Source organism: Massilia sp. ZL223 (genome assembly GCF_018119395.1).
GTDB lineage: Bacteria > Pseudomonadota > Gammaproteobacteria > Burkholderiales > Burkholderiaceae_D > Telluria.
Map to the genome: position 1 here is coordinate 185201 of NZ_JAGPWD010000002.1, position 25129 is coordinate 210329.

Sequence of the window (25129 nt, forward strand, 5' to 3'; positions counted from 1 at the left end):
TATCGGTTCGCCACATTTGCACAATCATGGACTGGGACGACTGCCGCTACTTCCTCACCGTTGCCGAGACCGGATCGCTGTCGGCCGCCGCACGCCGGCTCGGCCAGAGCCATTCGACCATCCTGAGGCGCCTCGACAAGCTCGAGGCCGCGCTCGATGCGCGCCTGTTCGAGCGCTTCCAGAGCGGCTATGTGTTGACCGCGACGGGCGAGGAATTGCTGGCCTTGCTGGCGCCGGTCGGCGAGAACATGGAAGAGGCCGAGCGCCGCATCAGCGGCCGCAATGCCGCGCTGCAGGGAACGATCCGCGTCACCACCACCGACACCCTGCTGCATGGCCTGCTGCTGCCGGTCTTGTCCGCCTTCCGCCAGGCCCATCCCGGCATCCGGCTGCAGCTCACGGTCGCCAACAGCTTCCTCAACCTGACCCGGCGCGATGCGGACGTGGCGATCCGGCCGACCAACACGCCGCCGGACAATCTCGTCGGCCGCAAGCTCGGCAGCGTGCAGACGGCGCCCTACGCATCGGAGGCCTACCTGCGGCGCGCCCGCGAAGAAGGGAAACGGGACGACGACTGGGCGGCCCACGGTTGGGTGGCCCCGGACGAGGCGCTGGCCCACCTGGCCCAGGCGCGCTGGCTGCGCGAGCGCGTGCCGGCGGAGCAGCATGTGGCCAGCGTGGACTCGCTGCTGGGCATGGCAAGCGCCGTGGAGGCCGGGATGGGGATGGGTATGCTGCTGGGCCTGCTTGCCGACGGCAAGCCCGGGCTGGTGCGGCTGGCCCCGCCCGATCCGGCGCTGGACACCGAGGTCTGGATCCTCACCCATCCGGACCTGCGGCGGGTCAACCGGATCCGCAGCTTCACCGACTTCCTGTATGCCAGCTTGTCCGGACACCCGGCTTTTGAACACATTCGAGACAAACAATGAACGACCACAAGAGAAACGAACTGGTAAGGATGGGCTGGGACATCCATGGCGCCGTCGAGGAAAGCTATCACGCCCACCCCGCCGGCCCGAACGATGGCGCTGCCTGGCTGGACAAGCAGCGCCTGCTCATGGCCGACATGGCCATCCACCTGCTGCAGACCGCCATCGCTCCGGGCGAAGTCGAGCTGGAAAAGCTCAGGAACAATCTGAATGCGATCCTCGTGATCGCGGACCGCTTCCTGCCCGATGCCGGGCTGAGGAATGCGGCCGGCAAACTCTACCAAGGGCCTGGCACGTCTCTCACTTGACAGTGACGTTCTCGTCCGTGCCGTCGATGTAGACCTTCATGGACGTGCTTCCCGAGAAGGTGTTGTTGGAAACCACGGTGGGGCTGCCGTAGACGTAAGTCAGCGAGATGTGCGCCTGAAACGGGCTGGGCGTCTTCCCGCCGCTGCGCCGGCCCATGACCGAAAAAGCGCAGTTTGAATCCATCTTGTTGGCATCGATCGTGTGGCCGCCCGTATCCGTCCATTTGGCCCTGTCGCCGCCGCCGTAGACCTGGATGCCGTTCCCTTCATTGTTCGAGACAATGTTGCCGTAAACCGAGCACTTGCAGGCGCCATCGTCCACACCGATGCCGACGCCTTCCGAGCCATTGTCCCGTGGGCCGCCGTAGTTCAGGTTGAACCTGCAGGTGTTGTAGCGGATCGTATGCCCGGAGACGGCGTCCTGTCCGGCCGCCGACGACAGCTCGATGCCCCGGCCGTAATAGGTGCTGCTCAATGCCCCGCCATTGGAATTGCAGGTGTTGCGCTCGATAATGTAAGACTTGGCGCGGCCGGTGATATGAATGCCGAAATTCATATTCTTGCTGCAGTTATTGTTGCCCACATAGCTGCGATCGCCACTGTTGATGAAGATGCCGCTCAACATCCCGGTCACGGTATTCTTGTCCAGCGTGGCGGCTTCCCCGCGGACGAGGAAAATGCCGATCGCTCCGCGGTTCGGGCTGTAATCGACGCCGGCTGGCGGAGACACGCGGTTCCCGCGAATCACAAGGCGCGTGAGGAAAGCGGTGCTGGTGTAGGTTTCACAGCGAATGCCGTGCGATGCCGCCGTGCCGCCGCCGCGGTGGCGGACCGTATTAGTGAGCAGGCGGATGTCGTCGATAGTGCCGTTCGCGGCGACCAGTATCCCCTGGTTGCCGTGCGTGGGCCCGTTGCTGATGACGTCGAACACACAGTTGGAGATGGTCACGCGGTTTTTTTCGAAGACATACACGCCGCCGCAATTCGACGTCACGTTGTTATTTTCGAAGATGCAGTCATTGCCCAGCCAGATGATCGCCACGTCGCTGTCTTCCGGGAAGGCAGGATTCCGGATGTCCAGGTTCCGGTAGGTGACGAAATCGCGCTCCTGCTTGTACACCGCGACCGAGGCGCCGCTGGCCGGCAGGGTGGGCGCCCCGGGCAGGAGAATGACCGGTTTCGGCTGCGAGGTATCGTCGCCGCCATTGGATCGATAGTAGGCGCCAACGGTGATGCGCTGCGACGCGGTGCCGCTCGCCGACACCCGGAACACGCCCGAATACGTGGTGCCCCGTTTCTGCAGGTAGGTATGGCCGGGCAGCCAGGTAACGCTGGTCCATGAGCGGAACGGGTTGGCAAGCGTTCCGTCACCTGGACCGGCGGCAGTTGGATCGATGTAATGCACATTCGTGCTGCGTCCGCTTTGGGCCAGTGCGAACCGCGGCAGCATGGCTGCCGCGCATGCGGAGACGCCCACGCCGGAGGCAACCCGAAGGAAGTCTCTTCTCTTGCTCATAACGGTCCCTTCAATCAAGATCTGACAAACATGGCGCTAGTCCGTATTCACCAAGTGTTCTGACCGCCATGACGATGCTACGCTTTGTGGTCGCAAGCTAGCAACGACTCTTTGTTAAAACCATTGGGCTATTTCCATGTCGAGTTGCGGTAATGCCAATGCCTGCCGTTAAGTAGGTCAGCATGTGCGGCGTGTCCGAAGGGCCTGCCGGATGACCGGGCGGTCCGGCGTGTCTGCTACACTGATCCGTTCTTTCAACCAGCGTAGTGCACCGATTGTTCCCGACTCCTGTTTCCGAAGGCCTGCCGCCCGTCCTTGCCGGTCCAATCCTGCGCCGTCTCGAGCCGGACCGCCTGGTGCTATGGCTGGTCGGCAGTGCACCGCTCGACCTGACCCTGGTGCTGGCGCCCAGGGAAGGCGCACCCAGGCGCTTGCCCCTGGACACGCGCCGCTGCCGGGTGATCCGCGTCGGCCGCCACGCCTGCGTGCACCTGATCGATGTCGCACTGCCCGAGCCGCTGCCGCAAGACACGATCATCGAGTACGACCTGGTCATCACGCAGGGCGATGGCAGCGAGGCCGGCATCGCGATTTGGGCGCCGCACCTGCTGCATGCGGGCGCGGTGCGGCCGAACATGGTGCTGCGCAGCCGCAGCGACAATATCCTGTTCGGCTCCTGCCGCAAGCCGCATCATCCCGCGCCCGATGGCCTGGCGCGCGCCGACGCCTTGCTGGCCGAGCACGTCGAACGGGCCGACGAGCGGCCCGCCATGCTCATGCTGTGCGGCGACCAGGTGTATGCCGACGATGTGGCAGGGCCGATGCTGGCGGCGATCCACGCGCTGATCCGGCGCCTGGGCCTGTATGGCGAATGCCTGGAAGGCGCGGTGGTCGCCGACAGCGAGGCGCTGTACCGCCATGCGGCCAGTTACTACCGGCGCGAAGAGCTGCTGCCTGCGTTTAAGTCCAACCGGGCGCTGCGCGAGCGCTTTTTCGGCGGCAGCGAAAAGCCGATCTTCACCACGGCCAATGCGCACAACCACCTGGTGACCCTGGCCGAGGTGATGGCCATGTACCTGCTGGTCTGGTCGCCCGTGCCATGGCAGCTGGTGGCGGATGCGCCGCCGCCCGCGCTTGCGTCCAGGTATGCGGGCCGCTGGCGGCGCGAGTCAGGGGCGCTGGCGGGCTTCCGCCGCGACCTGCCGCAGGCGGCACGGCTGCTGGCGCACGTGCAGACCTTGATGATTTTCGACGACCACGACATCTCCGACGACTGGAACCTGTCGGCCAAGTGGGAGTCCACCGTCTACGGGCATCCGTTCGCGCGCCGCATCGTGGGCAATGCGCTGGTCGCCTATATGCTGTGCCAGGGCTGGGGCAACCGTCCGGAGATGTTCGGGACGGCGCTGGACGAGCTGGCGGCGCTGGCCGCCACCGCCGCTCCGGACGGCCGGCTGGACGCGCCGGTGCAGGACGCGCTGGTCAAGCGCCTGCTGTCTTTCCGCCAGTGGGGCTACGTCGTGCGGACCAAGCCCACGGTCATCGTGCTCGATACCCGCACCCGGCGCTGGCGCAACCGGTACCGGCCCGGCCATCCGTCTGGCCTGATGGATTGGGAAGCGCTGACCGAGCTGCAGCACGAGCTGCTGGACGAAACGGAAGCCGTCATCGTCTCGCCCACGCCCATGTTCGGGGTCAAGCTGATCGAGGTGGTGCAAAGGATCGCCACCTCTGCGGGACTGGCCCTGAGCGTCGACGCCGAGAACTGGATGGCGCATCGCGGCGCGGCCGGCAGCATGCTGAATATCTTCAGCCATTCGCGCACCCCGGGCAATTACGTGGTCCTGTCGGGCGATGTGCACTACTCGTTCGCCTACGATGTCGAGCTGCGCGACTCGGACCGGCCGCCGCATATCTGGCAGATCACCAGCAGCGGGATCAAGAACGAATTCCCGCGCCGCCTGCTCGACTGGCTCGACCGCCTCAATCGCTGGCTGTATTCTCCGCGCTCGCCGCTGAACTGGTTCACCAAGCGCCGCGATCTCGTCTTCACGCCGCACCTGCCCGACCGGCGCCAGCATGGCGAGCGCGTCTGGAACGGCGCCGGCATCGGCCAGGTGTGGCTCGATGCACAGGGACGGCCGCTGCGCATCGTGCAGCACAACGCCGATGGCCGGCCGTCGACCCGGTTCCTGGCGCCGGAGCAGGAACCGTCTCTTGCGGCGGCGGCCGAGCAGCCCTTGGGCAAGCACTGATCAGTATCAAAGCGCCTGGGGGACCGACGCCAGCTTTTCCGGATTACGCATGATAAAGACTGCCACGATCCGTTCCTTATCGACGATAAACGACTGTACGGATTCCAGCTTTCCTTGCACATAGCGCAGCAAGCCTGGCTCGCCATTCACCAGGGCAGTCTTGTAAGAAACCTGCATGGGATACTTGAGCTCGAGTGTCCAGAATACGCCTGCCACCCGCCCTGCGCCCTTCAGGACATGCATGAATGACTTGGCCTTGCCCCCGCCGTCGGCCACCAGCTGCACCTCGTCGGACATCAAGGCGCGCATGTCCGCGCGATTGCCCTGCCTTGCGGCTTCGATGAACCTGCCAAGCAATTCGCGATGTTTGTCCTTGGGGACGTCAAAGCGCGGACGTTCCTGCTGAACGCGCACCGCTGCACGATGCACGAGTTGTCGGCAAGCCGGCTCCGACTTCTTCACTACCTCGGCGATCTCGGCGTAATCGGCGTCGAATACTTGCCTCATCAGGAAAGCTGCACGTTCTTCGGCGGACAGGCGCTCCAGGACCCACATGAAGGCAACCGAAACGTCGTTAGCCAGTTCAAGCGTACTCTCGGGTGTCCTCTCGTCGAGTTCCACTAGCGGTTCCGGTAGCCACCAACCGATATAAGCCTCGCGATCGCGCTTTGCCGTTCGCAGGCGATCGATCGCGAGGCGGGTTGTCACGGTGACCAGCCATGCCTCGTGGGACAGGATCTGGTCCTTGGAAGCGTCATGCCAGCGTAGCCAGGCATCCTGCACGACATCCTCGGCATCCGCACGGATACCAAGCATCCGGTATGCAATCGAAAACAGGCGCGGACGCAGCGCGTCGAATATTGCTTCCGGGTTTATGCGAGCGTGATCAGTCATGGTCTCTCCTATGGTAGCCGGGCAGCGCCTTTCACCCTATACCTTCATGCTTCCTAGACGGACTGGGCTCGCCCCTTGTGACAGCTCTGGAAACTTTTATCGCTGGTATTGCCATCACATCGGGGAGATTGCCAGGGACACGTGAAACCTTTCCCGTGTAAATCGGCGTGCGACTGTCACAAACCTGCCGCATCGGCCGTCTTACAAGCAGCGGTGCCGCTAACCGTCATCGCCAACTTACATAAGGAAGATTTCATGAAACGCCCAAACTGGTTCCAGGTGTCCGCTGAAGGTGCTAAAGCCGTCGGTGCACTTCATCATTACGTTACAACCGGCACGAGCCTGCCGGAGGAATTAATCCATTTGGTATTTTTAAGAACCTCGCAACTGAACGGCTGCGCCCACTGTATCGACATTCATACCCGCGACCTCATCAAGAGTGGCATGTCGGTCGACAAGATCGTCCTGGTGCCGGTATGGGAGGAAGCGGCCTATCTGTTTTCGGACCAGGAACGCGCAGCGCTGGCATGGACGGAAGAAGTAACGCATGTCAGCGAAACCCACGCTTCCGACGATGCATATGCCGCAGCGATGTCTACGTTTGGAGAAAAGAACCTGGTCGAACTGACGCTTGTGATTGCAGCAATGAATGCGATTAATCGGATGGGAATCAGCTTCCGGATGAAGCCACTTGCAAAAGCGTGAAGGATGTTGGGCGGGAGTGCCTGGCTACTCCCGCCTCCCGCGTAGCCATTGATGCAGAAGACGCCAGCGCTCAAGCAAGCGCGTGCCGTACATGATTTAAGCCTACGGCCAGGGAGCACTGTTTCATCGGATCAGCCGTAGTGCCTTCACTGACGTTGAAAGGACCTGTAATGGTATTCCACAACTATTCCCTGCTGAGTCACGAACGTAGCGCCTTGCTCGACGCATTGCGGCGCGACCTGAAAGCTCAGCACGAGCTAGCCATGAGGCCGGGACCATGGGTCGAGTGGCATCGCTATAACGCGAGAATGGCGAAGCGCTTGTTAAATATACTTAATCCAAAGCGTACGTCTTGCTTCGGCTGCCGAGCAAGTCTTGAGGAAGCACTGATTTGAGGGACCTGGACTGGGAGCACCTGACAAGTCCGCTAGTTGCTTGGAAAGCAATGGCCGCGTACACTGAACCATCTTGAACGTGAGCTTTCGCCCGCGGCAGTACTCATCAGGTCAGCGAATTTGGCGCGATGTGTAAGGCTTGTCAGGCTGAGCATCAATGTCGGCATTTACCCCCTATGCTCATCCTGGAATTTCCAAACGAAAGACATCGCGCTGCCTACGAAGACATGGTTAAGGGGTGGCGTAGTGTCGAAACGCCCACGTCTCCGGGTAAGCTTTTTGCGGGAAAAGACTTCGACGAGTTTCTTTCGATCGTACAGCGCGAACCGGCGGAATCGGATCCAGCGAAAGTGCCTGCACACCTGTTTTTTCTCGCCGATACCGAATGTTCGAAACTTTTCGGCGCCATCCAGATTCGCCACCATATCAACCACCCGAATCTCATCGAGACTGGTGGCCACATTGGCTATGGCATCTGCCCGAGCGAAAGGCGCAAGGCTTATGCGACCAGGATGCTGGCCCTCGCTCTTCCCGAAGCGAAGAAAATCGGGCTGTCTCGCCTCCTTGTCACCTGTAAGGACGCCAATGTCGGATCCTGGAAAGCCATTGAGTCGAATGGCGGCGTTTTTGAGCGCACTACCTTCGACGAAGGGCAGCTGGCGCGTCGCTATTGGATCGAGATTACCTAGTCGCGTCGGGCCTGCCTGATCTCAGGCGCTCCAGGGCGCCGCATCGATCGCGCCGAGCTTGTCGGGATTGCGCATCGCGTAGATCGCGACGATGCGCTCGCCATCGGTGACGAAGGCCTGGGCCGATTCGAGCTGCCCGTCGACATAGCGCAGCAGGCCTGGCTCGCCGTTGATCAGCGCCATCTTGTACGCCAGCCGCGGCGCATTGCGCAGGTGGACGGCCTTGTACAGGTTGGCGATCCGCTCCGCCCCGCGAACGATCTTCATGAAGGACGCCACCTTGCCGCCGCCATCGGCCACGATGGCCACATCGTCGGCCAGCAGGCCCTTGAGCGCGGCCTGGTCGCCGCGGCTGGCGGCCTGCAGGAAGCGTTCGAGCAGCTGACGGTGTACATCTTTCCTGACCTGGAAGCGCGGCGTCTCCCGCCGCACCCGTTCGCTGGCGCGGTGCACCAGCTGGCGGCACGCGGCCTCGCTCTTGCCGAGCACCGCCGCCAGCTCGCCGTAGTCCTGGTCGAAGGCCTGGCGCAGCAGGAAGGCGGCGCGTTCCTCGGGCGCGAGGCGCTCCAGCACCCACATCAGCGCCACCGACAGCTCGCTGGCCAGCTCGGCGGCGTCCTCGGGCGTGCGCTCGTCGACTTCGATGAGCGGTTCCGGCAGCCATTCGCCGATGTAATGCTCGCGCTGGACCTTGGCCGCGCGCAGGCGGTCGATGGACAGGCGCGTCACCACCGAGACCAGCCAGGCTTCGCCCGATTGCACGGGGCCGCGCGCCGGATCGCTCCAGCGCAGCCAGGCGTCCTGCACCACGTCCTCGGCGTCGGCGCGGATGCCCAGCATGCGGTAGGCAACCGAGAACAGGCGCGGGCGCAGGGCTGCGAACTGGCGGGTGTCGTCGTGCTGGTCCATTGCTGTCTCAGTCAGGGAATGCCGCCCGGGCCACCGGCTGGCGGAAGCCGATCGCCATACGGTTCCAGGCATTCATCAGGGCGGTCGCGAAGCCGAGGTCGGAAATCTCCTGCTCGGTGAAATGCTCCTTCAAGGGCAAGAATACGCCATCGGGCACCTCGCCGTGCTCGAGGCGGGTCGCCGCTTCGGCCCAGGCCAGGGCGGCGCGCTCGCGGGCCGTGTAGAACCCGGTTTCGCGCCAGGTGCTCAAGCTGTTGATGCGCTGGAAGTCTTCGCCATCCCTGATGAGGTCGCGCGCGTGCTTGTCGACGCAGAAGGCGCAGCCGTTGATTTGCGAGACGCGCAGGAAGACCAGGCGGACCAGCTGTTTTCCGAGCGGGGAGGCTTCGACGGCGGTTTCGGCGGCGGCCAGGGCGCGGTAGGCGGCGGGGGAGAGGGAGTAGTAGGGGAGGCGGAGGGAGGACATGAATGGGTTCCTTTGCTGATTTGGTTGGTACAACCATTAGACGTTTCAGCCTCCATGTCTGTGACAGCTTTTTTCCCACTAGCGCAAAAACGTCGTCCCCGCGCAGGCGGGGACCCAAGTTTGCATGCGTATCGATAACGCCGGCAGCACTTGGATCCCCGCCTGCGCGGGGACGACGGATGTTCTTACGTAGCTGGTGCTTAGCTTTGCGCTTTGAGCTTGCGCGCGATCTCCAGCGCGAAATAAGTCAGTACGCCATCCGCGCCGGCGCGCTTGAAGGCCATCATCGACTCCATCATGACCTTGTCGTGATCCAGCCAGCCGTTCTGCGCCGCCGCCTTGAGCATCGCGTACTCGCCGCTGACCTGGTAAGCGAAGGTCGGCACCTTGAACTCGTCCTTCACGCGGCGCACCACGTCCAGGTAAGGCATGCCCGGCTTGACCATCACCATGTCCGCGCCTTCGGCGATGTCGAGCGCCACTTCGCGCAGGGCTTCGTCGCTGTTGGCCGGGTCCATCTGGTAGGTGTTCTTGTCGGCCTTGCCCAGGTTGGCGGCCGAGCCGACCGCGTCGCGGAACGGACCATAGAAGCTTGAGGCATACTTGGCCGAGTAAGCCATGATGCGGGTATGGATGTGTCCCTGGCCTTCCAGCGCATTGCGGATGGCGCCGATGCGCCCGTCCATCATGTCCGACGGCGCCACCACGTCCACGCCGGCTTCGGCCTGGGCCAGCGACTGCCTGATCAGCATCTCGATGGTCTTCTCGTTGACGATGTAGCCGTTCTCGTCCGGCAGGCCGTCCTGGCCGTGGGTCGTGTACGGGTCCAGCGCCACGTCGGTCATGATGCCCAGCTCGGGGAAATTGCGCTTGAGCTCGCGCACCGCGCGCGGCACCAGGCCTTCCGGATTGGTCGCTTCGACGCCGTCATAGGTCTTCAGCGAGGCGTCCACCACCGGGAACAGCGCCAGCACCGGGATGCCCAGCGCCACGCTTTCCTCCGCGACCTTCATCAGCAAGTCCACCGATACCCGCTCCACGCCCGGCATCGACGCCACCTGCTGGCGCTGGTTCTGGCCGTCGAGGATGAACACCGGGTAGATCAGGTCCGAGGGCGTCACGACGTTTTCGCGCATCAGGGCGCGCGAGAACGGGTCGCGGCGCATGCGGCGCATGCGGGCTGCGGGATAGGAGGCGGGGGTGATGATGGTCATCGCGGTATTCCTCAACGTTATTCGGTAGGCTGTTCGTCCGCCGGCGGCGCTTCCTCGTCGGCCAGGCCCAGCAGTTCGATGATCTTGTCGTTCGCTTCGTCGATGCCCACGCGCTTGAGGGCCGAGAACAGCTGCACCGTGAACGGGAAGCCGTTGCCTTCCTCGTCGACATAGCTGTCGAGGATCTGGCGCGCCTGGCGCAGGGCGTTGGTCGATTCGTTGCGGTTGAGCTTGTCGACCTTGGTCAGGATGCAGTGGATCGGCTTGCCGGTCGGGGCGAACCATTCGAGCATCTGGATGTCGAGGTCGGTGAACGGGCGGCGCGAATCCATGATCAGGACCAGCGCGGCCAGCTGCTCGCGGCGCTGGACGTAGTCGCCCAGCAGCTTTTGCCAGTGCAGCTTGGCGTTGCCCGAGACTTCGGCATAGCCGTAGCCCGGCAGGTCGACCAGCAGGGCTTCGATCTCGTCGACGCGCACCGCATCCTTGCGGTGCTGGCCCACGTGGGCGCCGCCGATCGAGAAGAAATTGATGTGCTGGGTGCGGCCCGGCGTCTTGGACGCAAAAGCCAGGCCCTTCTGGTTGGTCAGGATATTGATCGCCGTGGATTTGCCCGCGTTCGAGCGCCCGGCGAAAGCGATCTCGGGAACCTGGGTGCCAGGGAGATCGCGCAGCTGATTAACGGTCGTAAAGAACCGGGCCTGCCATAATTTGGACATGGAAAGAGGTGTAAGTGACAACAGAATGGCGATAAGGAAACAAAGCTATTGTACAATAAGGGGTTGTTTGCCGCTCCAGGAAGGGGAACCCCAAGGGGCGGCCGGTAAGGCCGCTGCACTGACATTCCGATTTTGTTTTCGACTTTTTCAGGGTGCTTGAATGAATCGTTTGACGTTTGCGTTGGTGAAATCTCTGTTTGCCCTGGCTGTCTGCGGTAGTGCTGCTGTCGCGGCCGAAGCACCGAAGGCCGCCGCTGCCAAGCCGGATCCGGCCAAAGGCGGCACCCTGTACGACGCCGGCGACGCCGCGCGCGGCCTGCCGGCCTGCATGTCCTGCCATGGCGCCGCAGGCAACTCGACCATCGTGGCCAATCCCAAGCTGGCTGGCCAGATCGACGCTTACACCTACAAGCAGCTGGTCGACTTCACCACCCCGCAACGCCAGAACCCGGTCATGACGACCTACGCCAAGATGCTGACGGACGACGAGAAGAAGCACATCGCCGCCTACCTTGGCACCCAGAAGCAGAAACCGGGCGCCGCCAAGAACAAGGATACCGTGGAACTGGGTCGCAAGATCTACCGCGGCGGCATCGCCGAGAAGGGCGTCGCCGCCTGCGCAAGCTGCCATGGCGCCACCGGCAGCGGCATCCCGGCGCAATACCCGCGCCTGTCCGGCCAGCACCAGGATTACACCTACGCCCAGCTGGAAAACTTCAAGAACGGCGCACGCAAGAACAGCATCCAGATGACCACGCTGGCGCAGCGCATGTCGCCGGAAGAAATGAAGGCCGTGGCGGATTACATCGCCGGCCTGAAATAAGCGGCGCACCATAGGAAATAGAAAGGGCGGCGGCGTCGAGCTGGCTGCCCTTTTTGCTGTATGCTCAGGCGTTTGCGCGCCTCATGTGAGTAGTGGAAGATGAGTACCACCGGAATTGAACTGAAGACCCGCCGCCGTGGCCTGGCCGAGGCGGTCGAGCTGGTCTCGTCGATGCGTTTCGCGATCAGCCTGCTGACGATCATCGCCATCGCCTCGATGATCGGCACCGTGCTCAAGCAGAACGAGCCGATGCCCAATTACGTCAACCAGTTCGGCCCGTTCTGGTTCGAAGTGTTCGGCAAGCTGGGCCTGTACAGCGTGTATTCGAGCTGGTGGTTCCTGCTGATCCTGGTCACCCTGATCGTCTCCACCGGCCTGTGCGTGGTGCGCAATACGCCCAAGATGCTGCGCGACATGCGCAGCTGGCGCGAACAGGTGCGCGAAGTCTCGCTGCGCAACTTCCACCACAAGGTCGAATGGCTGGCGCCCCTGAAGCGCGCCGACCTGGCCGCCCAGACCGCGGCGCGCCTGCGCCATGCCGGCTACGCCACCAGGATCGTCGAGAAGGACGGCGGGGTGCTGGTGGCGGCCAAGAAAGGCGCCGGCAACAAGTTCGGCTATATCTTCGCGCACTCGGCCATCATCGTGATCCTGCTGGGCGGCATGCTCGATTCCGAGCTGCCGGTGCGCTTCCAGCAGTGGTTCCTTGGCAAAACCCCGTTCACGGGCGGCGGCGTGATCGCCCAGATTCCCGCCCAGCACCGCCTGAGCGTGGCCAACCCCAGCTTCCGCGGCAACACGGCGATCGCCGAAGGCCAGACCACCCATACCGCCATCCTGACCCAGCCGAACGGCGTGCTGGTGCAGGAGCTGCCGTTCTCCATCGAGCTGAAGAAATTCATCATCGAGTTCTACTCGACCGGCGCACCCAAGCTGTTCGCCAGCGAAGTGGTGGTGCGCGACCTCGAGAACGGCCATACCTTCCCGGCCAGCATCAAGGTCAACCAGCCCCTGATCTACAAGGGCATCGCCGTCTACCAGTCGAGCTTCGACGACGGCGGCAGCAAGCTCAAGCTGACTGGCCACCCGATGGCGGGCAACAGCGCCGAGCCCTTCCAGCTCACCGGCGAAGTCAACGGTTCCACCGAGCTGAAGGCCGGCGGCGAGACCTATGCCGTCGAATGGTCGGGCTTCCGTCCGTTCAACGTCGAGAACGTGAACGCCAGCGGCGACGTGCGCGCCGTCAAGAAGGGCGAATCCTTCGAGGAGCAGTTCGCGTCCACCCTCGGCAAGGCCTCCGGCTCGGCCGCCAAGAATGCCAACAGCAAGGATTTCAAGAACGTCGGCCCGAGCGTGCAGTATAAGCTGCGCGACAAGACCGGCCAGGCGCGCGAATTCCTGAACTACATGCAGCCGGTGACCCTGGAAGGATCGCAGGTCTACCTGGCCGGCGTGCGCTCCAGCCCGGCTGAGCAGTTCAGCTTCCTGCGCATTCCGGCCGACGACAAGTACGGCGTGGGCGACTGGATGCGCCTGCGCGCCGCCCTGAATGATCCGAAGGCGCGCGCCGAAGCGGCGCGGCGCTACGCCCAGCGTGCGCTGGCGCCGGAACAGCGCGACGGCGCCCTGGCGTCCCAGCTCCAGGAATCGAGCGCCCGCACCCTGGAGATCTTCTCCGGCGAGGGCAGCGGGCGCGGCGGCTTCGTGGCCGTGGCCCAGTTCCTGGAAAAGATTCCCCAGGCCGAACAGGAAAAGGCCGCCAATATCTTCATGAAGATGCTCAACGGCACCTTGTGGGAGCTGTGGCAGGTCGCGCGCGCCCAGGCCGGCAGCGCGCCCGCCGAGCCGACCGAGGCCAACGGCCGCTTCCTGCAGCTGGCCACCAATGCGCTCTCGGACAGCTTCCTGTACGGCGCCCCGGTCTACCTGCAATTGGAAGAATTCAACGAGATCAAGGCCTCGGTGCTCCAGCTGACCCGTTCGCCGGGCAAGAGCGTGGTTTACCTGGGCTGTCTGCTGCTGGTAGCCGGCGTGTTCGCAATGTTTTATATTCGTGAACGACGCATGTGGGTCTGGGTGACCGAGCACGAGGGCGGCGCCCACGCGCTGATGGCGATGAGCACCCAGCGCAAGACGCTCGACTTCGAGCGCGAATTTGACGAACTGAAAGCCAAGCTGCCGCAAGCTTAAGCGGCAGCGGCCTGGAGAACACCATGGAATTGTCCCAAGCAAGCCAGTCCACCTACCAGGAAGAGCCGGGCTACTTCCGCCGCCTGAACGCCGTCGACTGGGTCTACGCCCTGGCCCTGTGCGCGGCGGCGCTGTTCGCGCTGAACCGCTACGCGGACTACATGGACATCTACGAAAAGGCCATCCTGCTGTGCACCGCGCCGGTATTCGCGGCGCTGGGCTGGCACTGGAAGCCGATGCGCTGGCTGCTGCCCCTGGTGGGCGCGCTGTCGCTGTGGGCGATTTCGCTGTACGACGGCTCGCTGGCGGCCGCCAACCAGAAATTCTTCCTCAAGTACATGCTGTCGAGCCAGTCCGCGATCCTGTGGATGAGCGCGCTGTTCGTGTTCTCGACCGTGTTCTACTGGGTCGGCCTGCTCAGCCGCGGCAGCTTCGGCAGCGGCGCCGGCGCCAACCTGTGCTGGGCCGGCGTGGTGCTGGGCGCCACCGGCATGATGGTGCGCTGGTACGAGTCCTACCTGATCGGGCCGGACGTGGGCCATATCCCGGTGTCGAACCTGTACGAAGTGTTCATCCTGTTCGCCCTGATCACGGCCCTGTTCTACCTGTACTACGAAGGCCGCTACGCCACCCGCCAGCTGGGCGCCTTCGTGATGCTGATCATCTCGGCCGCGGTCGCCTTCCTGCTGTGGTACACCGTGTCGCGCGACGCCGCCGACATCCAGCCGCTGGTGCCGGCGCTGCAGAGCTGGTGGATGAAGATCCACGTGCCGGCCAATTTCATCGGCTACGGCACCTTCGCGCTGGCCGCCATGGTCGGCACCGCCTACCTGCTCAAGTCGCACGGCATCCTGGCCGACCGCCTGCCCGCGCTGGAAGTGCTGGACGACGTGATGTACAAGTCGATCTCGGTCGGTTTCGCCTTCTTCACGGTCGCCACCATCCTGGGCGCGCTGTGGGCGGCCGAGGCCTGGGGCGGCTACTGGTCCTGGGACCCGAAGGAGACCTGGGCGCTGATCGTCTGGCTCAACTACGCGGCCTGGCTGCACATGCGCCTGATGTCCGGCTTGCGCGGCCGCATGGCGGCGTGGTGGGCGCTGGTCGGCCTGCTGGTGACGACCTTCGCCTTCCTGGGCGTGAACATGTTCCTGTCGGGCCTGCATTCCTACGGGGCGCTGTAAGCCGGCCGCCGTGGATCACGCGTCCATCGCCTCGGCCTACGACGCCTTGGCCGAGCGCTGGACCGATGCGGCATTCGACCCCAGCAACGGCCTGCGCCTGCACGCGCAGGCCTTGTCGTTTTTGGAAGCCGCGAAGGGCCGGGCGCTGAGCGTCGGCTGCGGCTGCAATACCCGCTTCAATCCGCTGCTGCGCGAACGCGGCTTGCGCCTCGAAGGCATCGACATCTCGGCGCGCATGCTGGCGCTGGCCAGGCAGGCCGATCCCGATGTCGTGCTGTACCACGCCGATGTCTGCGCATGGCGGCCCCCGCACGCCTACCGCTTCATCTCGGCCTGGGACAGCATCTGGCATATCCGGCTGGACCGGCAGCGACCGCTGATGCTGAAGCTCATGCGCGCGCTCGAACCCGGCGGCGTCTTCCTCTTCTCCGCAGGCGGGCTCGACGAGCCGAGCGAGCACACCGACGCGGCAATGGGGCCGGAGGTCTATTACGGCACGCTCGGGATACCGGGACTGCTCGGCGTCGTCAGGGAGGCCGGCTGCATGCTCCGGCATCTCGAATTCGACCAGCTGCCTGAAAAGCACCTCTGCATCGTCGTCCAGCGCCCGGCTTGCGGCATCGGCTAGTCTTCCGTGCGGCCCCGGCCCTCGCGATTGCCTTCGTAATGCCGCGCCAGCGGAAAGGCCGGCAGCCAGGATTCGCGCCGGACGGTCCAGTTCTCGTAGGTCGGCATTAACTGGTCGGGCGCGTCCAGGGCGCCCAGGTGCACCTCGGTCTCGTCCCCGCTGCGCGCGAACACGGAAGAGCCGCAGCGCGGGCAGAAGTGCCGCCCGGCGTAGTCGCGCGTCTCGCCGTCGACCTCGACCGCATCCCGGGGGAAGACCGCGGCGGCGTAGAACAGGGCGCCGTGATGCTTGCGGCAATCGAGGCAATGGCAAAGACCCACGCGGTAGGGACGTCCCGTCGCCACCAGGCGAACGCCGCCGCACAGGCAGCCGCCAGTGAATCGGTCCATGCGATGTCTCCTTGTATTCCTTCAGGGAGTTCCGCGCCGCCTTTCGACGCCCGATCCAGGTGCTTTGTGCCACGGATCTCGTGCATTGTCGGCATCTGGAACTGCCCGGCCCGCTCTCTGCCTACTATCTTGCTGCAAACAAGGCTTCATGACAAACGTAAAGGAGAGAAAACCATGATCGAGAGCTTCTTTGGCGTGTTCACGCTGGCGATCGTCGAGTTGTGGGCGGCCATCCCGCTGGGGATCCACCTGAAGCTGCATCCCGGCTTGCTGATTGTCGCAGCCTCGACGGGCGCATGCCTGGGCGCCGTGATCGCGATGTTTTTAGGAAATGGCCTGCGCCGCCTGATGTTCTGGCGCAAGAGTGAAAGCAAAGAGGGTGGGCGCCTTTCGCAGTGGCTGGCCGCGAAAGGGCCATGGGCGATCGGCTTGCTGGGCTCATTGCTCATCGGACCTGTCTTGTCGGCTGGCCTTGCAGGAGCGATCGGCTTGCCGCGGGCTTTCTCACTGGCGCTGCTGGCGGCCGGCATCGTCTTCTGGACGGTGAGCTTCAGCATGCTGGGCACATTCGGACTGGCGGCGCTGCGTTGACCGAAGCGGGTGGTATGCTTCGTCCATGACTACCGATTCCGATATTGAACTGTCCGGCGCCTTCCAGGCCCGGGACAGCAGCGGCCGTACCCTCGACGTCAAGGCGATTCGCATCTTCGACGAGGGTTACGGGATCATCGACGTGTACGTGGAGTTCGCGAAGAAGCTCGAGCCCGGCGCCTACAAGGACACAGTGCTGGTGCGGCAGATCATCGACCGTCTGCGCGCGGTCGGGTACAAGGGGCCGGACTTCGGGCACAGCGATCCGGGCCTGCAGGAAAGCCGCCTGATCGTGCTCGAGGCGCCCGAGGAATTCGCGGCCTTCGCCAAGAGCCGGGGCTGGAAGAACCTGGCGGAAGACTTCGACGAATAAGCCTTGCGGCCGCAGCCCGCATGGCCGAAAGCAGCGCCGGCCGACGCGCGAGGAGGGGGGAGATGAAAACCGCAGTCTTCAGCGCGCGCCGCTACGACAAGTCGATGCTGGCGGACGCCAACCGCGATGCCGGCCATGAACTGGTCTTTTTCGAGGACCGCCTCAGCGCCGCCACCGCTCCCCTGGCCGCGGGATGCGAGGCCGTCTGCGTGTTCGTCAACGACAGCGTCGACGCCGAGGTCCTGGCCATCCTGGCCACCCAGGGCACGCGCCTGGTCGCGACACGCTCCACCGGGTATAACCAGATCGACACGGCGGCCGCCACGCAACATGGCATCGCCGTCGTCCGCGTCACCGATTATTCGCCGTATTCCGTGGCCGAATTCGCCGTCGGCCTGCTGCTGGCCGTGAACAGGAAGATCGCGCGCGCCAGCGCCCGCACCCGCGACGGCAACTTCGACCTCGAGGGCCTGATGGGTTTCGACCTGAACGGCAAGACGGTCGGCGTCATCGGCACCGGCAAGATCGGGGCGATCTTCGCACGCATCATGCTGGGCTTCGGCTGCACGGTCCTGGGCTACGACCCCTATCCCAGCGCCGCATTCGAAGCGCTGGGCGCGCGCTACGTCCCTGTCGGGGAATTATTGTCCTGCAGCGATGTCGTGTCCCTGCACTGTCCCTTGACCGAACAGACCAGGCACATCGTGAACGGCGACAGCCTGGCGCGCGCCAAGCGCGGCAGCGTACTGATCAACACCAGCCGTGGCGGGCTGATCGATACGGAAGCGGCCATCGGCGCGCTCAAGACCGGGCAACTGGGCGGCCTGGCGATCGACGTCTACGAACAGGAAGCCAATCTGTTCTTCCAGGATTTGTCGTCCACCATCATTTGCGACGACGTGATCCAGCGCCTGGTTTCCTTTCCGAACGTAATCGTCACCGGCCACCAGGCTTTCTTCACCGTCGAAGCCATCGGCCAGATCATGCAGACCACCATCGCCAGCCTGACGGCCTTCGAACGCGGCGAGGAACTCGTCAACCGGGTGCCGCCCGCCTGACATCATTTCGTGCGGCTATGACGGTCTCCGGTTCGAGACAGTTTCGTGATGCTTTTGCCCGCAACCCTTGTCCTGGAGGGACGCCGGACTAGACTGAATTATCCGCAAGCGCAGTGCCGGCTTTGCGGCATCCGACGCCCGCCACGAGGCTGATCCGGCGTGACGCCTGTCCAAAGGTAACTGCTTTGCGAAGGAACGATCATGCGACGCTTATCTCTCCTGATACCCGCATCCCTGCTGGTGTTCGCCGCCGGCGCCGGTGCGCAGACCCAACCCTACCCACCGCCCGACACGGCGCCGATCTCGACCGTGACGGTGACGGCCGCCCCTGCCAAGCCGATCCGGCTCAGGACCGAGGAAGTCAAGCGGATTGCCGGTGCCTACGACATGGAGAACGGCTGGCATTTGAAAGTCGACGCCAGGCCGCAATACATCGACGCGACCATCGACAAGGAAAAGCCGATGCGGCTGCGCGCGGTCTCGAAAAACAAATTCGTTTCCGGCGATGGCAACGTGACCATGGAATTCAACCAGGACACGGGCGACGACATGAAGCTGAGCTACATACCCGACCCCAGCAAGCCATCGATGGTGTCGATCCCCGCGCAGAGGAGCAAGCGCTGAGCGCCTGGCATCGGGCAGCGAAGCTGGAACGCCAACCGCCGGGGTTGGCGTTTTTCCTGGAGGCTCCCTTGTCCCGTTCCTGCCGCGCTTCTGCGGCTGAGTATGTTGGCGCACTAACGTTCTTTTAAGCCAATCCGTGTAAGCTGAAGTTTCTCTCTGCTTGCGGGGTCCATCATGCTCATCAAACGCAATCCGAACGGGATCGATCTCCCGTTCCCCTCCGAGATCACGCCCCGCGAGGTCTACGAAGAACGGCGGCGCTTCATCGCCCGCATCGCGGCCACGGCCGCCGTCGGCTCCGGCATCTGGGAAATGGCCAACCGTGAAGCCTTCGCCCAGGACGCGGCCCAGCGCCTGGCCGCCAGCGCCAACCCGGCACTGTCGACGAAGGAGCCGCAGACCTCGTTCAAGGACGCCACCCACTACAACAATTTCTACGAATTCGGCACCGACAAGTCCGACCCGGCCGAGAACGCGCATACCCTGCGCCCACGGCCCTGGACGGTGACCATCGATGGCGAGGTGAAGAAGCCGCTGACGCTCGACATCGACCGCCTGCTCAAGCTGGCGCCGCTGGAGGAGCGCATCTATCGCCTGCGCTGTGTGGAAGGCTGGTCGATGGTGATTCCCTGGGTCGGCTATTCGCTGTCGAACCTGCTCAAGCAAGTCGAACCGACCGGCAATGCGCGCTACGTCGAATTCACCAGCCTGGCCGACCGCAAGCAGATGCCGGGCCTGCGCAGCCCGGTGCTCGACTGGCCCTATGTCGAGGGCTTGCGCATGGACGAGGCCATGCATCCGCTGACCTTGCTGACCCTGGGCATGTACGGCCAGGTGCTGCCGAACCAGAACGGCGCGCCGGTGCGCCTGGTGGTGCCCTGGAAGTACGGCTTCAAGTCGGCCAAGTCGATCGTGCGCATCCGCCTGACCAGCAAGCAGCCGCGCACTGCCTGGAACGACTCCGCCCCGAACGAATACGGCTTCTATTCGAACGTGAACCCGAACGTCGACCACCCGCGCTGGTCGCAGGCCAGCGAGCGGCGCATCGGCGAGGACGGCTTCTTCAAGCCCAAGCGCAAGACCCTGATGTTCAACGGCTACGACCAGGTGGCTTCGCTGTACACGGGCATGGACCTGAAGAAGTTCTTCTGACGATGGCCTTCAATCCCTCCCCGAAGCAGCTGGGCGCCATCAAGGTGGCGCTGTTCCTGGCGAGCCTGCTGCCCTTCGCGAACATGGCCTGGCTGACGGTGCAGGGCGAGCTGACCGAGCCGCTCGAGTACATCACCCACCAGACCGGCGATTGGGCGCTGTACTTCCTGTGCATTACCCTGGCGGTGACGCCGCTGCGCCGCTTCACCGGCTGGAACTGGGTGATCCGCCTGCGCCGCATGCTGGGGCTGTTCTGCTTCTTCTACGCGCTGCTGCACTTCACCACCTTCCTCTGGTTCGACCATTTCTTCGACTGGGGCGAGATGTGGAAGGACGTGCTCAAGCGGCCCTTCATCACGGTCGGATTCATCGCCTTCCTGATGCTGGTGCCGCTGGCGGCGACCAGCACCAACGGCATGGTCAAGAGATTGGGCGGCAAGCGCTGGCGCTGGCTGCACCGCCTGATCTATGTGATCGCGCCGCTGGCGATCCTGCATTTCTGGTGGATGAAAGCGGGGAAGAACGATTTCGCCGAACCGATCCTGTTCGGGACCATCGTGGCGGTGCTGCTGGGCTTGCGGGTATGGTGGAGCCGGGCGCGCACGCAGGCGGCGCCGGCCTGAAAGTAACAGGCCCGCTTGCGCGGGCCTTTTTTCATTACGTCAGCATCGATTCCAGCGCGAACAGGTCGGCCGGATTCTCGCGCTGGCGCACCAGGTGCACCTGGTCGCCGTCGACGATCACCTCGGCCGCGCGGCCGCGGGTGTTGTAGTTCGAGGCCATGGTCATGCCATAGGCGCCGGCGGTCATGACCGCCAGCAGGTCGCCTTGCTCGACCGCCAGCGCGCGCTCGCGCGCCAGCCAGTCGCCCGATTCGCACACCGGGCCCACCACGTCGTAAGTCAGCTTGTCGCCCGCGCGCGGCGCCACTTCCTGCACGCCCATCCAGGCCTGGTACAAGGTCGGGCGCATCAGGTCGTTCATCGCGGCGTCGACGATGCAGAAGTTCTTTTCCTCGCCCGGCTTCAGGAACTCGACCCTGGTCACCAGCACGCCGGTGTCGGCCACGATCGAACGGCCCGGTTCGAAGATCACCTTGATCGGCTGGCCGCCATGCTTCTCGGCGCGCCAGGCGTCGATGCGGGCGAACAGGCGGCCCAGGTAGTCGCGCACCAAGACCGGCGGCTTGTCGCCTTCGGCGCCGTAGTTCACGCCCAGGCCGCCGCCGATGTCCAGGTGATGCAGGTGGATGCCTTCCGAACCCAGGGTGTCGATCAGTTCGATCAGCTTGGTCAGCGCTTCCAGCAGCGGCGCGTCGTCCAGCAGCTGCGAGCCGATGTGGCAGTCGATGCCGACCACGTCCAGGTGCGGCAGGCTGGCGGCGGCGCGGTAGGTTTCCAGCGCGTCGTCGAAGGCCACGCCAAACTTGTTGGCCTTCAGGCCGGTGGCGATGTAGGGGTGGGTCTTGGCGTCCACGTTCGGGTTCACGCGCAGCGACACTGGCGCGCGCTTGCCCATGCTGCCGGCCACCTCGTTGAGGCGGTGCAGTTCGGGAATCGATTCGACGTTGAAGCACAGGATGCCCTTGTCGAGGGCCAGTTTCATTTCCTCGACGGTCTTGCCGACGCCCGAGAAGATGGTCTTGCCCGGGTCGCCGCCGGCCGCGATCACGCGCAGCAGCTCGCCGCCCGAGACGATGTCGAAGCCCGCGCCCTGGCGCGCCAGCAGGTCGATGATCGCCAGGTTCGAGTTGGCCTTCATCGCATAGCAGACCAGCGCGTCACGGCCTTGGCAGGCGTCGTGGTAGGCGGCGAAGTTCTGCAGCAGGGCGGTCTTGGAATAGACGTAGGTCGGGGTCCCGAATTCTTCGGCGATCTTGGGCAAGGCGACGGCTTCGGCGTGCAGGACGCCGGCTTGGTACGAGAAATGCGACATGGCGGTGTTTACTTGGTGGGAGCGGGGACGGAGGCGTTGTTCGACGGGACGGGCTGGGCGGGCTGCTCGACAGGGGCCGGAGCCGGCCTGGCGGGCGGATTCGGCAAGTACAGCGGGCCGGTCTGGCCGCAGCCGCTCAGGCTTGCTGCGAGCAGAACGGCAGCAGTTGGGAGCGCGATGGAGGACTTCACGATTAGAATCACGTTTTATTGGCAGATTTTGGAGTGTAGCATGACCGAAACGGAATTTTTGGCGCTGGCCAAAAGCACCCTCGACCAGATCGAACAGGCGCTCGACCGCCTGAACGACGAAGACGCGATCGACGTCGAGTGCAAGCGCAGCGGCAACGTGCTGGAAATCGAATTCCTCGATAACGGGTCGAAGATCATCGTCAACAGCCAGGCGCCGCTGCAGGAGATGTGGGTGGCGGCGCGCTCGGGCGGGTTCCACTACAAGCGCGTGGGGGACGAGTGGCGCAATACGCGCGATGAGTCGGAGCTGTTTGCGTCGCTGTCGAAGTATGCGAGCGAGCAGGGCGGGGCGCAGGTTTCGCTGGTTTGAAAATGGAAACGGCGCCTGAGGCGCCGTTGTTGCGTTTGCGGTGTGCTGCGAACTTGGGCGGGACAATGCCAGTGGCATTGTCCCGGCCTTCGCGGGGACGACGTTGGTTAAGGGTGGGTGATCTACTCGCCCAGCGACTTCGGCCACGTCCTCTGGCACGTCGTCCCCGCGAAGGCGGGGACCCAAGTTCAACCAGCTTTAGAACAACTCATTCCTCACCGCATCCCGCGCCTTCTGCTCAGCCGGCGCCGGCGGCGGTCCCACATCCAGCGTCTGCACCCCGGTCCCCGGCGGGCTCTCCGCATAGTAGTAGTCGTTCCCGTACAGCACAAGCCCCGGCGGGACTTCGCGCTCCACCACCGGCTCGTTCTTGAGCGCCTTGCCCATGTAGCTGATCCAGATCGGCAGCGCCAGGCCGCCGCCGGTCTCGCGGTTGCCCAGGTTCTTCGGCTGGTCGTAGCCGATCCAGGCGATGCCCACCAGCTTCGGGTTGTAGCCGGCGAACCAGGCGTCGATCGAGTCGTTGGTGGTGCCGGTCTTGCCCGCCAGGTCGGGGCGCTTGAGCGACAAGGCCTTGGTCGCGGTGCCGTAGCGCACCACGTCCTTCAGCATGCTGTCGACCAGGTAGGCATTCCTCGCATCGATCACGCGGTTGGCCTCGATCCCGGCGCGCTCCGGACGCGCCTCCGACAGCACCTTGCCGTCGGCATCGGTGACCTTCGAGATCAGGTAGGGGCTGATGCGGTAGCCGCCGTTGGCGAACACGGCGTAGGCGCCGGCCATCTGCAGCGGGGTGGTCGCGCCCGCGCCCAGGGCCAGGGTCAGGTAGGCCGGGTTGCGGTCCGGGTCGAAGCCGAAGCGGGTCGCATATTCCTGGCCATAGCGTGCGCCGATCTTGTTCAGGATGCGGATCGAGACCATGTTCTTCGACTGCGTCAGGCCGCGCCGCATGGTCATCGGGCCTTCGTACTTGTTGTCGTAGTTCTTCGGCTCCCAGGCCTGGCCGCCGGTCTGGCCGGCGTCGAAGGAGATCGGGGCGTCGTTGACGATGGTCGCCGGCGACAGGCCGCGCTCCAGCGATGCCGAATAGATGAAGGGCTTGAACGAGGAACCCGGCTGGCGCCAGGCCTGGGTCACGTGGTTGAACTTGTTGCGGTTGAAGTCGAAGCCGCCCACCAGCGCGCGGATCGCGCCGTCCTCGGTGCTGGTGGCAACGAAGGCCGATTCCACTTCCGGCATCTGGGTGATCAGCCACTTGGAGTCGTCGTCCTGCATCACGCGGATCACGGCGCCGCGGCGCAGGCGGCGGTTGGGCGCGGCCTTGTCGCTCAGCCAGGATTTGGCGAAGGCCAGGCCCGGGCCGCCGATCTCGATCGTCTCGCCCGAGGCGATGGTCGCCGACACCTTGGTGGCCGAGGCGCGCAGCACGATGGCGGCGACGATGTTGTCGCTGTCCGGATGCTCGGCCAGCTCGGCCTCGATCGCTTCGTCGGCCTCGCTCTTGTCGCTCGGGATCTCGATATAGCCTTCCGGGCCGCGGTAGGGGTGGCGGCGCTCGTATTCCATCACGCCGCGGCGCACGGCCAGGTAGGCCGCGTCCTGGTCGGCCTTGGTGATCGTGGTGAACACGTTCAGGCCGCGGGTATAGGTGTCTTCCTTGAACTGCTCGTAGACCAGCTGGCGCGCCATCTCGGCCACGTACTCGGCGTGCACGCCGAAGGCGTTGCTGTCGGACTTGATCTTGAGCGGCTCTTCCTTCGCCTGCTTGTACTGGGCGTCGCTGATGTAGCCCAGCGAATGCATGCGCTGCAGGATGTATTGCTGGCGCGTCCTGGCGCGGGTCGGGTTGACTACAGGGTTATAGGCAGACGGCGCCTTCGGCAGGCCGGCCAGCATGGCCGCTTCGGCCACGCTGATGTCGCGCAGGTCCTTGCCGAAATAGATCTGGGCCGCCGACTGGAAGCCGAAGGCGCGCTGGCCCAGGTAGATCTGGTTCATGTACAGCTCGAGGATCTGGTCCTTGGACAGGTTCTTCTCGATCTTCCAGGCCAGCAGGGCCTCGTAGGCCTTGCGCTTGAAGGTCTGTTCCGAGGACAGGAAGAAGTTGCGCGCCACCTGCTGGGTGATGGTCGAGGCCCCCTGGCGCGCGCCGCCGGTCGCGTTCTTGAACACGGCGCGCAGGATGCCCCAGTAGTCGATGCCGCTGTGCTCGTAGAAGCGGTCGTCCTCGATCGAGAGCACGGCCTTCTTCATGACGTCCGGGATGTCCTTGAAATGCACCAGGGTGCGGCGTTCCTCGCCGAACTCGCCGATCAGCACATTGTCCGCAGTAAAGATGCGCAGCGGCATCTTAGGACGGTAGTCGGTGATAGTGTCCAGCGCCGGCAGGTTGGGGTAGGCCATCGCGAGCGCGAACACGACCACCAGCACGCCGATGACCGCGAGGCCGGCGAGGGCGCCGATGGCCATCAGGACCAGGCGTTTGGGACTGTATTTCGAGGAAGAAGACTTGGATGCTGCTTGGTTCTCTTTCATGCTGGCTTTCGCTTTATTGATCCGCCTCATTATAAGGCAGCGCTATCGCGTCTGATACTGGATCTAGGGCAACAGAACAGTGCAATATTG

At 64.1% G+C, this 25129-nt stretch carries 26 protein-coding genes; 16 read left to right on the plus strand and 10 right to left on the minus strand.

From position 1 onward, the window contains the following. The first annotated feature begins 26 nt into the window (after window positions 1–26). A complete protein-coding gene (locus KBW95_RS02315) occupies window positions 27–929 on the plus strand; it encodes a LysR family transcriptional regulator (RefSeq protein WP_211527387.1) in 903 nt (300 codons plus the stop codon). Further along, a complete protein-coding gene (locus KBW95_RS02320; RefSeq protein ID WP_229429488.1) occupies window positions 926–1237 on the plus strand; it encodes a hypothetical protein in 312 nt (103 codons plus the stop codon). The genes KBW95_RS02315 and KBW95_RS02320 overlap by 4 nt, the downstream gene beginning before the upstream one ends. Here the strand turns inward: KBW95_RS02320 and KBW95_RS02325 are convergent. Next, entirely contained in the window at window positions 1230–2753 is a 1524-nt protein-coding gene (locus KBW95_RS02325) for a right-handed parallel beta-helix repeat-containing protein (RefSeq protein WP_211527388.1), read from the minus strand. The two genes, KBW95_RS02320 and KBW95_RS02325, sit on opposite strands and share 8 nt — an antisense overlap. A gap of 266 nt (window positions 2754–3019) precedes the next feature. On the opposite strand from KBW95_RS02325, the gene KBW95_RS02330 reads away from it, so the two are divergent. Then, window positions 3020–5008 carry an alkaline phosphatase family protein gene (locus KBW95_RS02330; RefSeq protein WP_373888741.1) on the plus strand — a complete coding sequence of 663 codons (1989 nt, stop codon included), beginning with the start codon at window positions 3020–3022 and terminating at the stop codon, window positions 5006–5008. Between the two features lie 6 nt (window positions 5009–5014). Here KBW95_RS02330 and KBW95_RS02335 read toward each other — a convergent pair whose 3' ends face one another. After that, window positions 5015–5902: an RNA polymerase sigma-70 factor gene (locus KBW95_RS02335; RefSeq protein WP_211527389.1), complete on the minus strand. Its 888-nt coding sequence runs from the start codon at window positions 5900–5902 to the stop codon at window positions 5015–5017. Window positions 5903–6157: 255 nt separating this feature from the next. Between KBW95_RS02335 and KBW95_RS02340 the strand changes: the two genes are divergently transcribed. After that, window positions 6158–6607 carry a carboxymuconolactone decarboxylase family protein gene (locus KBW95_RS02340; protein ID WP_211526908.1) on the plus strand — a complete coding sequence of 150 codons (450 nt, stop codon included), beginning with the start codon at window positions 6158–6160 and terminating at the stop codon, window positions 6605–6607. Between the two features lie 571 nt (window positions 6608–7178). Beyond that, window positions 7179–7691, plus strand: a complete 513-nt coding sequence (locus KBW95_RS02345; RefSeq protein WP_211527390.1) for a GNAT family N-acetyltransferase — start codon at window positions 7179–7181, stop codon at window positions 7689–7691. A 21-nt stretch (window positions 7692–7712) separates the two neighbouring features. Here the strand turns inward: KBW95_RS02345 and KBW95_RS02350 are convergent, their stop codons facing one another. The 4 genes from KBW95_RS02350 to yihA all read right to left on the minus strand — a co-directional run bounded on the left by KBW95_RS02350 (window position 7713) and on the right by yihA (window position 10999). Further along, complete coding sequence (locus KBW95_RS02350; protein ID WP_373888745.1) at window positions 7713–8615, minus strand: RNA polymerase sigma-70 factor; 903 nt, start codon at window positions 8613–8615, stop codon at window positions 7713–7715. Continuing rightward, on the minus strand, window positions 8608–9066 hold the full coding sequence (locus KBW95_RS02355) for a carboxymuconolactone decarboxylase family protein (protein ID WP_211527392.1): 459 nt from the start codon (window positions 9064–9066) through the stop codon (window positions 8608–8610). Before KBW95_RS02355 ends, KBW95_RS02350 begins: the two co-directional genes overlap by 8 nt. Window positions 9067–9266: 200 nt before the next feature. Continuing rightward, the gene (hemB, locus tag KBW95_RS02360) at window positions 9267–10280 is read right to left on the minus strand and encodes a porphobilinogen synthase (protein ID WP_211527393.1); all 1014 of its coding nucleotides are present in this window, start codon (window positions 10278–10280) and stop codon (window positions 9267–9269) included. 17 nt (window positions 10281–10297) lie between these two features. After that, the gene (gene yihA, locus KBW95_RS02365) at window positions 10298–10999 is read right to left on the minus strand and encodes a ribosome biogenesis GTP-binding protein YihA/YsxC (RefSeq protein WP_211524184.1); all 702 of its coding nucleotides are present in this window, start codon (window positions 10997–10999) and stop codon (window positions 10298–10300) included. Window positions 11000–11159: 160 nt separating this feature from the next. Between yihA and KBW95_RS02370 the strand changes: the two genes are divergently transcribed. The 4 genes from KBW95_RS02370 (at window position 11160) to KBW95_RS02385 (ending at window position 15821) form a co-directional block, all read left to right on the plus strand. Beyond that, window positions 11160–11822 (plus strand): cytochrome c, encoded by a 663-nt coding sequence (locus KBW95_RS02370; RefSeq protein WP_211524185.1) that lies wholly within the window; start codon window positions 11160–11162, stop codon window positions 11820–11822. A 99-nt stretch (window positions 11823–11921) separates the two neighbouring features. Next, window positions 11922–14012, plus strand: a complete 2091-nt coding sequence (locus tag KBW95_RS02375; RefSeq protein ID WP_211527394.1) for a cytochrome c biogenesis protein ResB — start codon at window positions 11922–11924, stop codon at window positions 14010–14012. 23 nt (window positions 14013–14035) lie between these two features. Further along, window positions 14036–15193 (plus strand): c-type cytochrome biogenesis protein CcsB, encoded by a 1158-nt coding sequence (gene ccsB / locus KBW95_RS02380; RefSeq protein WP_211527395.1) that lies wholly within the window; start codon window positions 14036–14038, stop codon window positions 15191–15193. A gap of 10 nt (window positions 15194–15203) precedes the next feature. Continuing rightward, window positions 15204–15821, plus strand: a complete 618-nt coding sequence (locus tag KBW95_RS02385) for a methyltransferase domain-containing protein (protein ID WP_211524188.1) — start codon at window positions 15204–15206, stop codon at window positions 15819–15821. Here KBW95_RS02385 and KBW95_RS02390 read toward each other — a convergent pair. Then, a complete protein-coding gene (locus KBW95_RS02390) occupies window positions 15818–16210 on the minus strand; it encodes a GFA family protein (RefSeq protein WP_211524189.1) in 393 nt (130 codons plus the stop codon). The genes KBW95_RS02385 and KBW95_RS02390 overlap by 4 nt on opposite strands. A gap of 174 nt (window positions 16211–16384) precedes the next feature. Here KBW95_RS02390 and KBW95_RS02395 point away from each other — a divergent pair, with 174 nt between their 5' ends. The 6 genes from KBW95_RS02395 to KBW95_RS02420 all read left to right on the plus strand — a co-directional run bounded on the left by KBW95_RS02395 (window position 16385) and on the right by KBW95_RS02420 (window position 20631). Beyond that, window positions 16385–16801 carry a hypothetical protein gene (locus KBW95_RS02395; RefSeq protein ID WP_211527396.1) on the plus strand — a complete coding sequence of 139 codons (417 nt, stop codon included), beginning with the start codon at window positions 16385–16387 and terminating at the stop codon, window positions 16799–16801. Between the two features lie 25 nt (window positions 16802–16826). Further along, window positions 16827–17174 carry a hypothetical protein gene (locus KBW95_RS02400; RefSeq protein WP_211524191.1) on the plus strand — a complete coding sequence of 116 codons (348 nt, stop codon included), beginning with the start codon at window positions 16827–16829 and terminating at the stop codon, window positions 17172–17174. Between the two features lie 62 nt (window positions 17175–17236). Then, entirely contained in the window at window positions 17237–18232 is a 996-nt protein-coding gene (locus KBW95_RS02405) for a 2-hydroxyacid dehydrogenase (RefSeq protein ID WP_211527397.1), read from the plus strand. Between the two features lie 201 nt (window positions 18233–18433). Further along, window positions 18434–18856, plus strand: a complete 423-nt coding sequence (locus KBW95_RS02410) for a hypothetical protein (protein WP_211527398.1) — start codon at window positions 18434–18436, stop codon at window positions 18854–18856. 174 nt (window positions 18857–19030) lie between these two features. After that, a complete protein-coding gene (gene msrP, locus KBW95_RS02415) occupies window positions 19031–20008 on the plus strand; it encodes a protein-methionine-sulfoxide reductase catalytic subunit MsrP (protein ID WP_211527399.1) in 978 nt (325 codons plus the stop codon). A gap of 2 nt (window positions 20009–20010) precedes the next feature. After that, window positions 20011–20631: a sulfite oxidase heme-binding subunit YedZ gene (locus KBW95_RS02420; protein ID WP_211527400.1), complete on the plus strand. Its 621-nt coding sequence runs from the start codon at window positions 20011–20013 to the stop codon at window positions 20629–20631. 34 nt (window positions 20632–20665) lie between these two features. Here KBW95_RS02420 and lysA read toward each other — a convergent pair whose 3' ends face one another. Then, window positions 20666–21943 carry a diaminopimelate decarboxylase gene (gene lysA, locus KBW95_RS02425; protein ID WP_211527401.1) on the minus strand — a complete coding sequence of 426 codons (1278 nt, stop codon included), beginning with the start codon at window positions 21941–21943 and terminating at the stop codon, window positions 20666–20668. Window positions 21944–21951: 8 nt separating this feature from the next. Then, window positions 21952–22134, minus strand: a complete 183-nt coding sequence (locus KBW95_RS02430; protein ID WP_211527402.1) for a lipoprotein — start codon at window positions 22132–22134, stop codon at window positions 21952–21954. A gap of 40 nt (window positions 22135–22174) precedes the next feature. On the opposite strand from KBW95_RS02430, the gene cyaY reads away from it, so the two are divergent. Beyond that, window positions 22175–22504, plus strand: coding sequence for an iron donor protein CyaY (gene cyaY / locus KBW95_RS02435; protein WP_211524197.1), 330 nt, complete (start codon window positions 22175–22177; stop codon window positions 22502–22504). 198 nt (window positions 22505–22702) lie between these two features. On the opposite strand, the gene KBW95_RS02440 is transcribed toward cyaY, so the two are convergent. Continuing rightward, a complete protein-coding gene (locus KBW95_RS02440; RefSeq protein ID WP_211527403.1) occupies window positions 22703–25039 on the minus strand; it encodes a penicillin-binding protein 1A in 2337 nt (778 codons plus the stop codon). Window positions 25040–25129 lie beyond the last annotated feature (90 nt).

What these genes read in the sequence shown, in the direction of transcription:
- cyaY (WP_211524197.1), top strand. Translation starts at nt 22,175, where the DNA reads ATGACCGAAACGGAATTTTTGGCGCTGGCCAAAAGCACCCTCGACCAG.
- KBW95_RS02410 (WP_211527398.1), top strand. Translation starts at nt 18,434, where the DNA reads ATGCGACGCTTATCTCTCCTGATACCCGCATCCCTGCTGGTGTTCGCC.
- KBW95_RS02420 (WP_211527400.1), top strand. Translation starts at nt 20,011, where the DNA reads ATGGCCTTCAATCCCTCCCCGAAGCAGCTGGGCGCCATCAAGGTGGCG.
- KBW95_RS02320 (WP_229429488.1), top strand. Translation starts at nt 926, where the DNA reads ATGAACGACCACAAGAGAAACGAACTGGTAAGGATGGGCTGGGACATC.
- hemB (WP_211527393.1), bottom strand. Translation starts at nt 10,280, where the DNA reads ATGACCATCATCACCCCCGCCTCCTATCCCGCAGCCCGCATGCGCCGC.
- yihA (WP_211524184.1), bottom strand. Translation starts at nt 10,999, where the DNA reads ATGTCCAAATTATGGCAGGCCCGGTTCTTTACGACCGTTAATCAGCTG.
- KBW95_RS02325 (WP_211527388.1), bottom strand. Translation starts at nt 2,753, where the DNA reads ATGAGCAAGAGAAGAGACTTCCTTCGGGTTGCCTCCGGCGTGGGCGTC.
- KBW95_RS02315 (WP_211527387.1), top strand. Translation starts at nt 27, where the DNA reads ATGGACTGGGACGACTGCCGCTACTTCCTCACCGTTGCCGAGACCGGA.
- KBW95_RS02390 (WP_211524189.1), bottom strand. Translation starts at nt 16,210, where the DNA reads ATGGACCGATTCACTGGCGGCTGCCTGTGCGGCGGCGTTCGCCTGGTG.
- ccsB (WP_211527395.1), top strand. Translation starts at nt 14,036, where the DNA reads ATGGAATTGTCCCAAGCAAGCCAGTCCACCTACCAGGAAGAGCCGGGC.
- KBW95_RS02340 (WP_211526908.1), top strand. Translation starts at nt 6,158, where the DNA reads ATGAAACGCCCAAACTGGTTCCAGGTGTCCGCTGAAGGTGCTAAAGCC.
- KBW95_RS02395 (WP_211527396.1), top strand. Translation starts at nt 16,385, where the DNA reads ATGATCGAGAGCTTCTTTGGCGTGTTCACGCTGGCGATCGTCGAGTTG.
- KBW95_RS02345 (WP_211527390.1), top strand. Translation starts at nt 7,179, where the DNA reads ATGCTCATCCTGGAATTTCCAAACGAAAGACATCGCGCTGCCTACGAA.
- msrP (WP_211527399.1), top strand. Translation starts at nt 19,031, where the DNA reads ATGCTCATCAAACGCAATCCGAACGGGATCGATCTCCCGTTCCCCTCC.
- KBW95_RS02440 (WP_211527403.1), bottom strand. Translation starts at nt 25,039, where the DNA reads ATGAAAGAGAACCAAGCAGCATCCAAGTCTTCTTCCTCGAAATACAGT.
- KBW95_RS02370 (WP_211524185.1), top strand. Translation starts at nt 11,160, where the DNA reads ATGAATCGTTTGACGTTTGCGTTGGTGAAATCTCTGTTTGCCCTGGCT.
- KBW95_RS02355 (WP_211527392.1), bottom strand. Translation starts at nt 9,066, where the DNA reads ATGTCCTCCCTCCGCCTCCCCTACTACTCCCTCTCCCCCGCCGCCTAC.
- KBW95_RS02405 (WP_211527397.1), top strand. Translation starts at nt 17,237, where the DNA reads ATGAAAACCGCAGTCTTCAGCGCGCGCCGCTACGACAAGTCGATGCTG.
- KBW95_RS02400 (WP_211524191.1), top strand. Translation starts at nt 16,827, where the DNA reads ATGACTACCGATTCCGATATTGAACTGTCCGGCGCCTTCCAGGCCCGG.
- KBW95_RS02375 (WP_211527394.1), top strand. Translation starts at nt 11,922, where the DNA reads ATGAGTACCACCGGAATTGAACTGAAGACCCGCCGCCGTGGCCTGGCC.
- lysA (WP_211527401.1), bottom strand. Translation starts at nt 21,943, where the DNA reads ATGTCGCATTTCTCGTACCAAGCCGGCGTCCTGCACGCCGAAGCCGTC.
- KBW95_RS02335 (WP_211527389.1), bottom strand. Translation starts at nt 5,902, where the DNA reads ATGACTGATCACGCTCGCATAAACCCGGAAGCAATATTCGACGCGCTG.